17 protein-coding genes are annotated in these 13,707 nt (G+C 30.7%); 12 read left to right on the forward strand and 5 right to left on the reverse strand.

The window, feature by feature from the left end; genetic code table 11:
• Positions 1-722 precede the first annotated feature (722 nt).
• Positions 723-926 carry a hypothetical protein gene (locus ACX0KU_RS08420; RefSeq protein ID WP_472989366.1) on the forward strand — a complete coding sequence of 68 codons (204 nt, stop codon included), beginning with the start codon at positions 723-725 and terminating at the stop codon, positions 924-926.
• A gap of 199 nt (positions 927-1,125) precedes the next feature.
• Here ACX0KU_RS08420 and ACX0KU_RS08425 read toward each other — a convergent pair whose 3' ends face one another.
• Complete coding sequence (locus ACX0KU_RS08425) at positions 1,126-1,389, reverse strand: hypothetical protein (RefSeq protein ID WP_472989367.1); 264 nt, start codon at positions 1,387-1,389, stop codon at positions 1,126-1,128.
• A 570-nt stretch (positions 1,390-1,959) separates the two neighbouring features.
• Between ACX0KU_RS08425 and ACX0KU_RS08430 the strand changes: the two genes are divergently transcribed.
• Together ACX0KU_RS08430 and ACX0KU_RS08435 are read left to right on the forward strand one after the other, a co-directional pair.
• Positions 1,960-2,304 (forward strand): FMN-binding protein, encoded by a 345-nt coding sequence (locus tag ACX0KU_RS08430; RefSeq protein ID WP_472989368.1) that lies wholly within the window; start codon positions 1,960-1,962, stop codon positions 2,302-2,304.
• Between the two features lie 32 nt (positions 2,305-2,336).
• Positions 2,337-3,725: an FAD-dependent oxidoreductase gene (locus ACX0KU_RS08435; protein WP_472989369.1), complete on the forward strand. Its 1,389-nt coding sequence runs from the start codon at positions 2,337-2,339 to the stop codon at positions 3,723-3,725.
• Between the two features lie 399 nt (positions 3,726-4,124).
• Here ACX0KU_RS08435 and ACX0KU_RS08440 read toward each other — a convergent pair whose 3' ends face one another.
• Positions 4,125-4,559, reverse strand: a complete 435-nt coding sequence (locus ACX0KU_RS08440; RefSeq protein ID WP_472989370.1) for a MarR family winged helix-turn-helix transcriptional regulator — start codon at positions 4,557-4,559, stop codon at positions 4,125-4,127.
• 304 nt (positions 4,560-4,863) lie between these two features.
• Here ACX0KU_RS08440 and ACX0KU_RS08445 point away from each other — a divergent pair, with 304 nt between their 5' ends.
• The 7 genes from ACX0KU_RS08445 to ACX0KU_RS08475 all read left to right on the forward strand — a co-directional run bounded on the left by ACX0KU_RS08445 (position 4,864) and on the right by ACX0KU_RS08475 (position 10,227).
• The gene (locus ACX0KU_RS08445) at positions 4,864-5,643 is read left to right on the forward strand and encodes a 4Fe-4S binding protein (protein ID WP_472989371.1); all 780 of its coding nucleotides are present in this window, start codon (positions 4,864-4,866) and stop codon (positions 5,641-5,643) included.
• Positions 5,644-5,971: 328 nt separating this feature from the next.
• Positions 5,972-6,520, forward strand: coding sequence for an RNA polymerase sigma factor (locus tag ACX0KU_RS08450; protein WP_472989372.1), 549 nt, complete (start codon positions 5,972-5,974; stop codon positions 6,518-6,520).
• On the forward strand, positions 6,513-7,262 hold the full coding sequence (locus ACX0KU_RS08455; RefSeq protein WP_472989373.1) for a hypothetical protein: 750 nt from the start codon (positions 6,513-6,515) through the stop codon (positions 7,260-7,262). Before ACX0KU_RS08450 ends, ACX0KU_RS08455 begins: the two co-directional genes overlap by 8 nt.
• A gap of 174 nt (positions 7,263-7,436) precedes the next feature.
• Complete coding sequence (locus ACX0KU_RS08460; protein ID WP_472989374.1) at positions 7,437-7,880, forward strand: MarR family winged helix-turn-helix transcriptional regulator; 444 nt, start codon at positions 7,437-7,439, stop codon at positions 7,878-7,880.
• A gap of 33 nt (positions 7,881-7,913) precedes the next feature.
• Positions 7,914-9,293 (forward strand): MATE family efflux transporter, encoded by a 1,380-nt coding sequence (locus tag ACX0KU_RS08465; RefSeq protein WP_472989375.1) that lies wholly within the window; start codon positions 7,914-7,916, stop codon positions 9,291-9,293.
• A gap of 77 nt (positions 9,294-9,370) precedes the next feature.
• On the forward strand, positions 9,371-9,889 hold the full coding sequence (locus ACX0KU_RS08470; RefSeq protein ID WP_472989376.1) for an NmrA family NAD(P)-binding protein: 519 nt from the start codon (positions 9,371-9,373) through the stop codon (positions 9,887-9,889).
• An 89-nt stretch (positions 9,890-9,978) separates the two neighbouring features.
• Positions 9,979-10,227 (forward strand): hypothetical protein, encoded by a 249-nt coding sequence (locus ACX0KU_RS08475; RefSeq protein ID WP_472989378.1) that lies wholly within the window; start codon positions 9,979-9,981, stop codon positions 10,225-10,227.
• Here ACX0KU_RS08475 and ACX0KU_RS08480 read toward each other — a convergent pair.
• Complete coding sequence (locus tag ACX0KU_RS08480) at positions 10,187-10,453, reverse strand: GIY-YIG nuclease family protein (RefSeq protein ID WP_472989380.1); 267 nt, start codon at positions 10,451-10,453, stop codon at positions 10,187-10,189. The two genes, ACX0KU_RS08475 and ACX0KU_RS08480, sit on opposite strands and share 41 nt — an antisense overlap.
• Before the next feature lie 188 nt (positions 10,454-10,641).
• On the opposite strand from ACX0KU_RS08480, the gene ACX0KU_RS08485 reads away from it, so the two are divergent.
• Positions 10,642-11,571, forward strand: a complete 930-nt coding sequence (locus ACX0KU_RS08485; protein WP_472989382.1) for a M15 family metallopeptidase — start codon at positions 10,642-10,644, stop codon at positions 11,569-11,571.
• Positions 11,572-11,632: 61 nt separating this feature from the next.
• Here ACX0KU_RS08485 and ACX0KU_RS08490 read toward each other — a convergent pair whose 3' ends face one another.
• Positions 11,633-12,838, reverse strand: a complete 1,206-nt coding sequence (locus tag ACX0KU_RS08490; protein WP_472989384.1) for a class I SAM-dependent methyltransferase — start codon at positions 12,836-12,838, stop codon at positions 11,633-11,635.
• 182 nt (positions 12,839-13,020) lie between these two features.
• Positions 13,021-13,224 (reverse strand): small, acid-soluble spore protein, alpha/beta type, encoded by a 204-nt coding sequence (locus ACX0KU_RS08495; protein WP_472989385.1) that lies wholly within the window; start codon positions 13,222-13,224, stop codon positions 13,021-13,023.
• A 230-nt stretch (positions 13,225-13,454) separates the two neighbouring features.
• Between ACX0KU_RS08495 and ACX0KU_RS08500 the strand changes: the two genes are divergently transcribed.
• Complete coding sequence (locus ACX0KU_RS08500) at positions 13,455-13,670, forward strand: hypothetical protein (RefSeq protein WP_472989386.1); 216 nt, start codon at positions 13,455-13,457, stop codon at positions 13,668-13,670.
• Positions 13,671-13,707: the final 37 nt, after the last annotated feature.

Here is a 13,707-nt window from a genome sequence, read left to right on the forward strand (position 1 = left end):
CGGACTGAACTTTCTTAAATTATGACATATTACTGAAAAGATAATAGCATTGATAAGCCTTAGTTTTGCTTCTCATTATCCATATAATAAGAAGTTTAATGATTAAAACTAAGTTAGTATGTAGTTTATAGTAATATAACCTTATCATAATCATCAGGGGGAACTTAACTTCTCCCTGCTTTTTTTAGTTTGTCCATTCCTAATACGCTACCCTAACACAAAATTTGATTCAGGTATCAAGTCATTCGGTTTACCAACTGCAATCGGGTAACTCTTAAACACTGCTCCATTTTTAAATAAAGTAAGGCGACGAGCAGCTACATTAATGGTGATGCTATAACTAGGAGTTGGAGCTCGAAGAAGTGGCAGAAAAGTATAGGTCTTAGGATATGAAGACATATTTACCTCCAAAAGAAATTAGTTATCTTTATATTATGCAAAAGTATAGTTTAATGGTGATTAATAAATTAAAATAAGTCTAATTTAAGCATAGAGGATGGTGATATATATGAAATGGAATTGTATAAGAAAGATATATCTAAACCATTACGATTCCTAGGTTGTAATAAAAAATGAAACTTATACTGGAGAAATATTTTGGGACAGAAGATTGGAGGCTCTATTTAGAGAATAGTGTAGATATCATAAAATTATAGGAACAATAGCAAAGAGGTGGTTCACATGAGTAAAAAATATTAGTTCTGTTATCTTTTATATTTTTATTGTTGCATACAAAATATGCTAATGCTGAAGATTTTAAATATGTTGAAATTTTTGACCCGAAACAAGATAAAGTTGTGAAAGTAGTTCAATCAAATGCAGAAATTCATAGTATCATTGGAAGTTGGATTAAAAATCTGCAAGGCATTTATGGTAAAAGTGATCCTCTTACTGATGATGGATATGCCATTCTATATTATTTTTGAAGATGAAAACAAAGCAGTGTGTTACCCATTTAATGGTGATATAGATATATTATCAAATATTTTAGACTTTAAACTAAGTTATAAATGAAGGGCTTACTATTTACTAACAATATAAGAAGCATATTTAATAAATTTAGATATATTACTATCAATATATCTGTTATGTCATAATTTAAGATTATGAGATTAATTTTATGTGTTATCTTATGATAGTACTATCTAAATTATATAAAATATTAAAATCATAGTAAGATACTCCTCCAATAATTTCCACTTGGGATTTTAGTATTATAAGATTAATTCTGCTATCTGGATATTTCGCTTGTAAAGGGTGATTGATTACAACTGCATAGTGTTCTTCTATAACTTTTCCAACTTTTACTTTATCATTTTGCGTTAAGTAAATAAAAATAATAATTATTAAAAATGTTATAGGACCTAAAACTGTCAAATATCTTCTCAAAATTACCCACCCACCTTATTTTCTCAAGGGGCTATAGCTGGTTAGTCATCACGCAAATAAGAGAACAAAAGCTTTTATACTGGAAAGTGATTTCTAGAGTAAGATAGTTTTTTGTATAGAGTAAAAATTAACTTTTACAAAAATAATTACAAAAAAATAATATGTTTACAAATATAAATTAAAACAGTATAATGATAATGATTATCATTATCTGCAAAAGCAGTAGAGTTAAAATTAAAAGTATACTTAGTAATAATCAATATATGAATGGTGTTTGAGGAGTCTGAGTATAACTAAATTAATCGGATGATTCCAACTAGGAAATTTGAATAGATAAATAAGATAAAATTATAGTCTTCAACAGTAGTTGTGAACATATTCACAAAATGGGGTAAGGTATATAAATGTAATCTTATGAGTAAAAGGATTTTCGATTAATAAAATATAAATTTAAGAAAAAGTTATAATACATAAGCGATAATGAAAATTAATTTCAATTAGAAAGGGATGATTTATAAACTATAGTTGTAGATTATTTAGAGTGTAGATTACAATATAAGGGGGATATAAATGAATAAGAAAATAGCAACAATGACTGCAACAATACTAATGGTTTCATCTCTTTTGATAGGATGCAAATCAAGGCCCGTTTTCAATGATGGAATATATGAAGGTGCGGGAGAAGGTAAAAATGGAGAATTAAAGGTTGAGGTAACTGTAAACAAAGGCAAAATAAGTGGTATTAAAATAGTTGAGCATAAAGAAACACCAGGACTTTCAGATGAGATATTAAAGAAAGTACCTGAAGCTATTATTAAGGCCCAATCAACAGAGGTTGATAATATAAGTGGAGCAACAATAACAACAAAGGCTATTAAGGATGCAGTGGATAATGCATTAAAAAATGTAAAATAGATATTTTATTGAAAGTATATGGGGGTGTACTTATGAAAAAAAGATTAATAATATTAGGCCTTATTGCGGCTATGTCAGTATCATTATTTGCAGGCTGTAGCAGTAGCGGTAAAACTGGAAATTCCACAGATGTACTTGTTATCGGTGGCGGTGGAGCAGGGATGGTATCAGCTATAACTGCTGCGGAAAATGGAGCTAAGGTAATATTAGTGGACAAGATGCCGATGCTTGGAGGAAATACTTTAGTTTCTGCTACAGGGATCACTGCTTCTGACACAAAGCTTCACAAAGATGCAAATAGACCATTTACTGTTGAGGATCATATTAAGAAAACAATGGAGGCTGGTAAGAATCTACCCAATGAAAAATTGGTAAGGCTTTTGGCTGAAAGTAGTAATGATGCCTATGATTGGTTAGTATCTTTAGGGTTAAAGTATAAATTAGATCCAAATGACTCATTTTGGATAATACCAGAGGAAGGACATTATGGAGCGCAACTTGTAGGAGCATATAAAAGAGAGCTTGAAAAACATAAAGAAAATATCGAAGTAAAGCTTGAAACAAAAGCAATGGAGTTAATAGTTGAAAATGGCAAAGTAGTCGGAGCTAAGATTAAAGATAATTCAGGAAAAGAAAGCACGATAAAAGCTAAATCAGTTATCTTAGCTACAGGTGGATTAGGCAACGCTCCAGAGATGATTGGAAAATATAATCCGAAATATAAAGGTGCACATGGTGTAATGAGTACTCCAGGTATAACAGGAGATGGTATTACAATGGCAGTGGCAGTAGGAGCCGCTTTAAGAGATATGGAATATCACCAGATGAGACCTCTCGCTACTGCATCATACTGGATAAGAGAAAGTGTATTGAGTGAAAAGGATCTTGGCGGAATTCTTGTTAATATGGATGGAAAAAGATTCACAAATGAAGAGCTTAAACCATTAGATTTAGTGCCAGAAATACTTTCACAAAAGAAAAGAACATCATTTGTAATATTTGATTCAAACATAGCCGAAACAAAAAATGGACAGGCTGCAATTAAAAAGGCCAATATTATTAAGGCTGATACTATAGAGGAATTAGCACAAAAGCTAAAACTAAATCCAATGGTAGTTAAACAGACAGTAGAAGAATACAACTCAGGCAAGGATGAATTTAGTAGACAAAACCTTGGTAAGGTTCAAAAATCACCTTTCTATGGTGTCCAAGTATTCCCATCCTCTCACTATACTATGGGTGGTATTGAAATAAATGAAAAAGCTGAAGTTTTAAATAATAAAGGTATGAAAATAGAAGGACTATATGCTGTAGGAGAAGTTGTAGGAGGACTTTATGGTGCAGGTAGAGTAGCAGGTAATAACACATTAGATGATATAGTATTTGGTAAGATTGCAGGGAAATTAGCTGCAGGAAAATAACAAGTATCTCACCCGTTTTTTATAATATATATTTAAAAGGTTGCTCTCTAAATATTAATATTAGAGTACAACCTTTTATTAGTTTTTTGTATATGATTTAATATATTTAATTATACAAACTATGCTATGTGTACTTCATATTGAAACAGAATATAACGTAGTTATATTCATCAGGGAGAGATTTAATTGCTCACTGATTTCTTTTTCTAAACACCATCCCTTAACACCAGACTTTATCTAGGTGTTAGGATATGAAGACATATTTACCTCCAAAAGAAAGATTAATCTTTCATATAGTATGCAAATTTATAGAGGACTGATAGTATGTAAACTATAGAAGGATATAAAAATTTTATATCCTTCTAAGAGGACTATAATTAATCAGTAAATCTTATAGAATTAAGGCGCTAAATTTTCCATTTTAGAAAGAACTTTTTTTAGTAAATTCATCTCATCCTCACCAATATACTGAGTTATAAACTTTTGTGTCTCCATCCAAAGAGGTTCTGCTTTACTTAATAGGTCGGTACCTTTATTAGTCAACGTTAACTCGCGGTTTCTAGTTCCTTTTTCGGAAGTATCTGCAACCAGGCCTTTTTCTTCTAATGGCTTCAATGTTCTAACCAGAGTGCTTCTATCTAATCTCATTTCTAGAGCTAAATCACTAACACTTAGGCCTCCATAAAATTTTAAATATCGAAGTAATGAAAATTGATTTACTGTGAGTCCACAAGATTTTAGTTTCTCATCATAAAATGATGTAATACTAGTAGAAGCACGGCGTATATTTATACAATGACAGGGGCTAGATTTTTTATTATAATTTTTTTTCAATAATTTCACTCCTTAAACATTTGTGTATATACACAATTAACATAGTTATTTTACTATTCTAAAAAATATATGTCAATGTATACACTATACCTAAATATGAAGAGGTGATATAGAGGTAATAAGGTTATATGAAAAGTACTCATGTTGACAAGCTAAATATTCAGTAGTAAACTAAGCTCATAAGTAATGCAAGCTATATCACAGAGAGATGTGATAAATTTTTTTAGATATATTCGTGCATATACACGAAATTTGCAGACGTTTTCAAATTTATTATCTTAAATTAAAAGGAGAAAGTTAGATTATGAACATAAAAGAAGATATTCGTAATTTTGTACTTGATTTAGGTATTGATGATGTAGGCTTTGCTGCTGCAGTAGATTATAAAAGTCCACGAACTACTCCTCTAGAACAAATTCTACCAGGTGTTAAAAGTATCATTGTTCTAGCTATACGTGAAATGTCTCACGTTGAAAGTCTGAGTGCAGAGATAGCTATGAATGGTAGATTAGATTCTATGAAATTTTTACACCACTGCAATTTTAAACTGGCTAGATATATAGAAATGAAATTACAGGCAAAAGCTATGGCAATCCCTTTTTCTTATCCACTAAAAATGGATCCTAACAATAAAGAAGGGATTGTAGCAGAAGTATCTCTGCGACACGCCGCAATAGCAGCAGGTCTTGGAAATTTTGGGAGACATAACTTGGTAATACATCCTCGTTTAGGAGCAAGAGTTATTTTTACAGCTATATTAACAGATCTAGAATTAGAGTCTGACCCACCAGTTACTGAAGATTTATGCATTCATTGTAATATTTGTGAAAAGACTTGCCCTGCAAATGCCCTAGAAGAAGAGAATTTTACTGATGTAAACCGTTGCCGAAAAAAATCTCAACCTTATGGATTAGGTAAAGCAATCGGCTTTTGGAATGAATTCGTGGACAAAACACCAGAAGAGCAAAAGAGAATGTTTATGACAAAAGATTACTGGCAAATGTATCAAACACAATTTATAGGTTTTCAATATTTTTGCTTTAACTGCTATAAAAATTGCCCTATAGGAATGAAGAAGATTTAAATGATATATTTAATAATTAAATATCTAAGATAAAAGCCAACCTAGCATTAATAGAAATATAATGCTAGGTTGTTTTATATATGAAAAAGGTTAATAGTCATCGGATAAAATAAAAAGCTTTAAAAATAGAAAACTTTTTGGAAATAAATAAGGTATATACTTATGAAAGCAACTAAGCAGGTATCCCAAATCTAGGATTTGGTGATGGTCGCTTACTCATTCGAGGAACGAGAAGGAGCTTCCTCCTTGTTAAGGAAAACTTACACCAAGAGTTAGTTAGATTAAAAAGTTGATTTAAAGGAATTAAGGAGAAATAGGGGGTAAGACAGTGGAGAGAGTTTTATTAGAAAAAATTAGAGAAGGAGATAATGAAGCCTTTGCTCAGCTGTATGAGAAATATGCAGAATACGCACTTAGGGTTGCCATGGCAGTTACAAGGGATAAGATGAGTGCTGCAGATGTTGTTCAGGAAACCTTCATAAAAACTTATAGGAGCATTAATGGGTTTGATTTAGATAGAGAGTTTAAGCCTTGGTTTTATAAAATTTTAATAAATGAATGTAATAGATTACTCAAAAAAACTCCAGATGCAGTACTTGTAGAAGATTTTGTAGAAGCAGGAATGCAGGATTATATAAAAGAAGATGATGATTATGATTTTGAGAAATACGAGGATTTGTATAAAGCTATAGAAAGTCTTGAAGATATAAATAGAGTTACCATAATTTTAAAATACTTAAATGGGTTTAAGGAAGCTGAGATTGCTGAGATACTAGGAATTAACATAAATACAGTAAAATCTAGACTGTTTAAAGGACGGCAGAAGCTGAAAAATTTAATGAGAAATTTTGAGGGAGGTAGTAAGATTAATGGATAATAGAGAAGATAAAAAAATTAATGAAGTACTTCTTAAAGGCACAGATGAAGCTTTAGAGTTAAAGGATATGGTATGGAAGAATATTGAGAAGGAATTAGGTTTAAAAGTAGGAAAGGTGATAGAGATGAAGTCTAAAGAGAAAAATAATAGAAGATTATTTAAATATGGAAGTATGGTTGCAGCAGCTCTTGCCGTAGTAATATTTTCAAATACAGAATATGGTCATGCAACAGCAAATAAAATTAGAGAAATATTTGCTCCTAATAAAACTATTACTCAAAGCTTAGAGGGAATGGACGAAGAGAGTAATGTTTCACTTAAAGAGGGTTCATCAAAATATATAGTCTACATTGATGAAGAAAGATATACTATGGTAAGTGAAAATGGGAAAGATCTAATTTCTCCAAAAACTAAAGCTGAAAACTTACCAGAGGTATACATGGAAATAGAGCAAGTTAAAGGGAAAAGTCCCAAAATAGTAGCTTCTGAAATAGAAAGTACTCTTAAAGTTAAATATCCTAAGGTAGAAAATAAGAGAGAGGTTACAGATCCAATTGAGAGTATATTAATTTCTGCATATAGCGGTTCAAATTGGAATGACACAGTTATAAAGTATTATTTTGTTGATAATAAGGAAGGGGGCACTTTTATAATTAAAGAACAGTACTTCCTTGAAGCAGCGGAAGGGCATGGAGCAAGATTCTATAATATGCTTAAAGAATTTAAAATACTAGAAGAATAAGAGGTAGGTTGCGGAGACGCAACTTACCTTTTATTCTTGAAAATCTAACAACTTGAAGTTCAATTTTTATAGCTTGACTTTAATAATAATATAAACTATATTAGTATAGTTATAATAATATAACTATTATACTAATATAACTAAGCTTGTTTACAAATAAGGTGGTTGATAAATTTGGAAAAAGAAAAACTTGAAGAGATAATGGAAAACTTATTTCTAATTCTACCTCTGTTTAAAAAGAAGTTAATAAGACATGATCTTTACGAAGAGGATATAGACTTATCTCCTTCACACTTTCATATACTTTTTACCTTACAAGAGAAAGGGGCAATGGCTACCTCGGAGTTAGGAAAAGTGCTTCATATATCTAAATCAAATGTTACTCCACTAGTACAAAAGTTAATAAATAAAGATATGGTTAAAAGAATTACTAGTGATAATGATAGAAGGTATATATATATTGAAGTTACAGAAAAAGGTGAAGAATTTTTAGCAAGACATAAAGAATTAGTAATAGAGCACCTAAAAAAGAAGATTTGTGGATTAAAAGAGGAAGAATTAGAAGTGCTAGCTGTATCACTACAAAACTTAAAAGAAATCATTATGAAATTTGAATAGAAAAATTAAATATTTAAGATGGGAGAGTAGATTATGAATAATTCAAATCAGTTAGGAGAAGAAAAGATTTTAAAATTATTATTGAGATTTTCTGTTCCTGCTATTATAGGTATGCTAGTTAATGCTTTATATAACATTGTGGATAGAGTATTTATAGGACGAGGAGTTGGATCTCTTGGAATTGCAGGGATTACTATAGGGTTTCCTATAATGCTTGTAATAATGGGATGTGCTATGCTAGTTGGTATTGGAGCAACTTCTTTAATTTCTATTAAGTTAGGAGAGCAAAACAAGGACGGGGCAGAACATATCGCAGGAAATGGTATGGCATTACTAATTATAATTTCTATAGCATTAACAGTTATAGGTTTGATTTTTTTAACTCCTCTATTAAAACTTTTTGGAGCAAGTGAGATTGTATTGCCTTATGCAAGAGATTACATGAGGATTATTCTTTTGGGAACTATATTTCAGTCTATTGGATTTGGTATGAATAACTTTATTCGTGCAGAAGGAAATCCTAAGATTGCTATGTTTACAATGTTGATTGGTGCAATTCTAAACACTATATTAGATCCTATTTTTATATTTGTATTTAACTGGGGAATAGGTGGGGCAGCCCTTGCAACCATAATATCACAAGCAGTATCTGCAGCTTGGGTACTATATCACTTCTTTAGTGGTAGAAGTACATTAAAAATTTATAAGAAAAATCTAAAGTTAGATAAAGCAGTAGTAAAAGGAATTGTAGCGATTGGATTTGCACCTTTTGCTATGCAGATTGCAGCTAGCCTTTTAAATGTAGTTATGAATAAAAGCTTAAGCTTTTATGGAGGAGATGTTGCAATATCAGGTATGGGAATAATTAATAGTATAACTATGTTAATGCTAATGCCTGTATTTGGTATAAACCAAGGTGCTCAACCTATTATTGGATATAATTATGGAGCAGAAAGATTTGATAGGGTTAAGGAAGCATTAAAACTTGCAATTGTTGGAGCTACTATAATTGTAACTATTGGGTTCATTGCTACTAGATTATTTCCAGAGGAGTTTATTGCAATGTTTAGCAAGGAAGATACGGAGCTTATAGCTTTTGGGGTTCATGCGTTAAATATATTCTTAATCTTCTTACCTATAATCGGATTTCAAATTGTAGGAGCAAACTACTTTCAAGCTGTAGGAAAACCAAAGCAAGCTATGATGCTGAGCTTATCAAGACAAGTGCTTATATTAATTCCAGCTTTATTAATTCTTCCAAAGTTTTTTGAAATTAATGGACTATTAATGGCAGGGCCACTTGCAGATTTATTATCATCAATAATAACAGGAACTTGGCTATATAGGGAATTAAAGCATTTAGGGGCAAAACATGAAGAGAGCTTTTCGGGCATATTACAAGAAGAATCATAACCTAGACTTAATTACTTAAGCAAATTTTAAATATAGAATAAAATATTTATTTAAGTATAAGCTTCAGGAGGGTTAGGATGAAGAATAAAATTTTGGTAACGGGTATTACAGGAAATGTGGGAAATGACGTTGGAAAGAAATTACTTGAAAAAGGTGCTAGAGTAAAGGCAGCTGTTAGAAACGTTGAAAAAGTAGAAAAGGAAGGCTTAGAGGGGGTAGAGTATGTGAAATTTGATTTTGAAGACACTACTACCTATGAGGAAACTTTAAAAGATGTAAGTAAGGTATTTCTAATGAGACCGCCACAAATTACTGATGCTAAAAGGCAGATAAAGCCTTTCGTAGAGGAAGCTAAGAAAAGGGGTGTAGAGCAAATTGTATTCCTATCCCTAATGGGAATTGAGAGGAATCCAATTCCACCACATTATAAGGTAGAAAAATACATTAAAGAATCGGGAGTGCCCTATACCTTTTTAAGACCTAGCTTTTTTATGCAAAATTTAAATTCAACCCATCGTGATGATATAAGGATAGGGATGATATTTTTATTCCAGCAGGAAAGTCTAGGTCAAGCTTTATTGATACAAGAGATATAGGAGAAGCGGGAGCCATAGTATTAACAGAAGAAGGACATAAAAATAAAGCCTATACCTTAACAGGGAATGAGGCGCTAGATTACTATGAGGTGGCAAAGATTTTTTCAGAAGTTTTAGGAAGAGATATCAAATATACAAATCCATCTCCTCTTAAGTTTAAGAGAGTAATGCTTGAAAGAGGAGTGGATAAAGCATTTGTCAATGTAATGGTTGCTCTTTACTTTACTACTGGAATGGGAATGGCAAAGAAGGTAACTCCAGATCTTGAGAACTTACTTGGAAGAAAACCAATTACAGTTAAACAATTTGTAGAAGATTATGAGAGTTGCTGGAGATAAGATTTAGTTTATTTTTTCTACTAAGTTGTTTTATAGCATATTCTCTTTTTTGAGCGGATATTTTATTATCATATTCTTCAAAGTATACCAGTTTAACTGGAAGTCTACAGCGTGTATATTTTGCACCTTGTCCACTAAGATGGGTCTTTAAGCGCTTATTTATATCAGTAGTCCAACCGGTGTAAAGAGTATTATCAGAGCATTCTAATATATAAACATAACACATTTTCATCACCAAAATTATTATAGCGTATAGACGGATTTACTGTCTATACGCTATATCTGTATTTAGAGACTATTAAATAAAATCAATTAATGAGTATATTTTAAAAATACAGCGTAAATTTAAAAGTATTTACACATACTAGATATATATAACTTAGAAGGTTTTACTTATGAAAGGATGATAAACTGATGAAAAAGTTAGCTAGATGTGTACTTTTTTTATTTATTTTTTGCATTGGATATACTAATAATTATAAATTAGTTTTTGCAGAAGATATACAATCTAATGAAAGCTACAATATAACAATGAAGAGAGATATTTTATGCCTAATGATGGCTTATCCAGAGTATATTACTGGAGTGGAGAGCAGTGAAGGAAAAGTATATATAGTTATGAAATCAGGTAGAAAAATTCTTTATGATGATAAAAAAGAAAAGAGTTTTAGTGCAAAACTACAGAATCCAGATCTACAGGATGCCCTAGAAGAGATTTATCCAATGGGTGATATAAAAGAATTAATGGCTGAAAATTGTGATCCAGGAAGAGCAAGGATTTATCCTATTCTAAAGGAAGTATACGGTGGTTCAAAAGCTCAAGTTCAATCTAATCTTAAAGGTATAAGGATTGGAAATCAACATTTTCAGTTTAATAAGAATAATAAAGCTGCTGAATCGTTACAAAAAACTATGAACGAATTAACTACTCTCGCTAAAAGTAATAGTAAGATATGGGCTGTTGCTTTCCCTGTTAATGGTACATTCAACTATAGGGTTATAGCAGGTACAAATCAGTTAAGTCCTCATTCATTTGGAACAGCTATAGATTTAAAAAGTGATAAACGAGATTACTGGAAGTGGGCATCAAGAAAAGACGGACAGGTAAGAATGCTCTCATATCCTAGAGAGATTGTAGAAACTTTTGAGAAGAATAATTTTATTTGGGGAGGAAAATGGGGACATTTTGATATTCTACATTTTGAATATAGACCTGAGATTATAATGAAGGGCAAGTATTTCTCAAATAAGTCATTAGATAAGGAAAATTGGTATAAGGGAGCACCTGAGGAAGATGAAAATGTAAAAAACTATATAAAGTTAATTGATGAAAAGGTTAAATAATAAAATGTAAAATTATTAGAAATAGTAATGGTCTATCTAATTTTCAGATAGACCATTATTTTTACCACTCTACTAAAAATCTATTTAGAGCAGGATTTATTTTTAATGCTTTCATTAAATCATTATATTCTTCTAAGGATTTAGGATTTTCTTCTTTTGTCTTTATAGCTCTTATCATAAGATTTTTAGGAGTTTCAAGAGGAGATATATATTCTACTACTGAAACATCATATCCCTTTGCTTCCAGCATAGCAGAGCGCATACCATCTGTAAGTATGTCTGCAAGCCTAGCTTTTAATACACCATGTTTTGTTATACTTTTAAAAGGATCATAAGAATATTGACTTAAAAGCTCTCTATGACAACATGGCACTGCAATAATTAAATCAGATGTTACTTTTATTCCTAAGGCTAATGCCATATCAGTTGCAGTATCACAGGCGTGTAGAGATAAAACTACATTTATTTTTTTATCAGGTACATAATCTTTTATATCTATTGCATGAAACTCCATATTTCTATAACCTAAATTATCAGCCATCTTTCTAGAAGATTCTATAACTCCTTCAGAATAATCAAGTCCTATAAAGTGGGATTTTATCTTTTTTACTTCTGTTAAATAATAGTTTAAAACAAAGGATAAATAAGATTTACCACAGCCACAATCTAGTATAGTTAAAGTTCCTTTATAATCTAATTTATCAAAAATACCATCAAGAAGCTCTACATAATGATCAATTTGATTATATTTTCTTATTTTATCATTCTTAATTTTTCCATCCTTAGTCATTATGTTTATTTCTTTTAAAAGACTATCTGCTTTTCCAACTTTAACGTAGTAGTCTCTGTTTAACAAAGTTGAAGTTGTTCCATCACTATGATTTCCTATAGTTGATAATTTAGTGATCTTTGCTTTGGGGTCAGCTAGATCCTCATCTTTAATTTCAATATTTTTCATTGTAACATTTTTATTATCTGCTGAAATTAATATATCTGTTCCACGTTCACTATATATAAAGGCAAGGCTCTCGTAACTTTCCGCATCTTTTAGGATTCTTTCTAATACAGTTTTAATATCATCAACTTGAGTTATTCCATTAAAATTATATTTAATTTTGCTATCTTCATAGCTTCCAGTACCATTAAAGGATTTTAATCCTGTATTAAAGGTAATCTTTAATCCTTTAAAAGTTGAGTTGTTTTCAGAAAACCTATTTTCTATTCCCATAAAAAAAAGCTTTAATTTGCTTAAACTTTGTTTGTTCATATGTAATTTTTAATCCTCCACTTTCACAAATCTTTTAATAGATAGTATATCAAAGTCAATGAAGGGTTACAAGGATGTAAGTTACAGGTGCTAGGCTGAGATGTATATTATTAAAATAATATATTCTAGTACTTAGCACCTGATTTTTACCACTTCTTAAAAGAGTCCTATTTAGTTATTACTTAATATTTACTATCTTTATTATCTATTGGGTGTTCCATTGCAGCCATCATTCGTTTTGCCATCTCACCATCTGCATTGCGGGCACCTGCCATAGATTTGTGACGATTTTTATATGAATCTAATCCCATATCTTCAGCTACTTCCATCTTAAAACTATTTAATCCTGTATTTGCTTCAGGAATAAGAGCTTTACGTCTTGACATAGTACATTCTCCTTTCTTTTTTAGAGTTACAATAATAGTTTCTGTAGAATACAAGCATATATACTAAAAAAGAACTCTAATTTATTAATATGTATTTTAGGCATATTAATAAATTAGATATTGTTTATAAAGTATTCAGAAAATTTTAAAAAATCTATTTATATCTTTATTTGTTTGTGTCATAATTATATTAGAGTCATAAACACTTTTATATGAGGAGGTTAAATTTTATGAAACTATATACAAGACGTATTGGCAAAAGTATGGGTACTGGAAGGATAGAAATAGAAAGTCCTAGGGAACTTTTGGATATTGAAATGGCCTTAAAACAATATAGAAAGCTGTTAGAAAAGAAAACTCAAACACCTTATGTTGTAGAACAAAAGAGTGAAATTGAAAGATTACTAGAGAGATTAAATTTTAGAAATGGAATAGCAATAGATTAAATACATAAGGATATCTGTGAAGTTAAAACTTCATCAG

Source organism: Clostridium sp. X (assembly GCF_055755365.1).

Excerpts from the sequence above, each read along its gene's own strand:
- ACX0KU_RS08430 (WP_472989368.1), top strand. The coding sequence starts at position 1,960 with ATGAATAAGAAAATAGCAACAATGACTGCAACAATACTAATGGTTTCA.
- ACX0KU_RS08435 (WP_472989369.1), top strand. The coding sequence starts at position 2,337 with ATGAAAAAAAGATTAATAATATTAGGCCTTATTGCGGCTATGTCAGTA.
- ACX0KU_RS08445 (WP_472989371.1), top strand. The coding sequence starts at position 4,864 with ATGAACATAAAAGAAGATATTCGTAATTTTGTACTTGATTTAGGTATT.
- ACX0KU_RS08455 (WP_472989373.1), top strand. The coding sequence starts at position 6,513 with ATGGATAATAGAGAAGATAAAAAAATTAATGAAGTACTTCTTAAAGGC.
- ACX0KU_RS08465 (WP_472989375.1), top strand. The coding sequence starts at position 7,914 with ATGAATAATTCAAATCAGTTAGGAGAAGAAAAGATTTTAAAATTATTA.
- ACX0KU_RS08470 (WP_472989376.1), top strand. The coding sequence starts at position 9,371 with ATGAAGAATAAAATTTTGGTAACGGGTATTACAGGAAATGTGGGAAAT.
- ACX0KU_RS08480 (WP_472989380.1), bottom strand. The coding sequence starts at position 10,453 with ATGTGTTATGTTTATATATTAGAATGCTCTGATAATACTCTTTACACC.
- ACX0KU_RS08485 (WP_472989382.1), top strand. The coding sequence starts at position 10,642 with ATGAAAAAGTTAGCTAGATGTGTACTTTTTTTATTTATTTTTTGCATT.
- ACX0KU_RS08490 (WP_472989384.1), bottom strand. The coding sequence starts at position 12,838 with ATGAACAAACAAAGTTTAAGCAAATTAAAGCTTTTTTTTATGGGAATA.
- ACX0KU_RS08495 (WP_472989385.1), bottom strand. The coding sequence starts at position 13,224 with ATGTCAAGACGTAAAGCTCTTATTCCTGAAGCAAATACAGGATTAAAT.
- ACX0KU_RS08500 (WP_472989386.1), top strand. The coding sequence starts at position 13,455 with ATGAAACTATATACAAGACGTATTGGCAAAAGTATGGGTACTGGAAGG.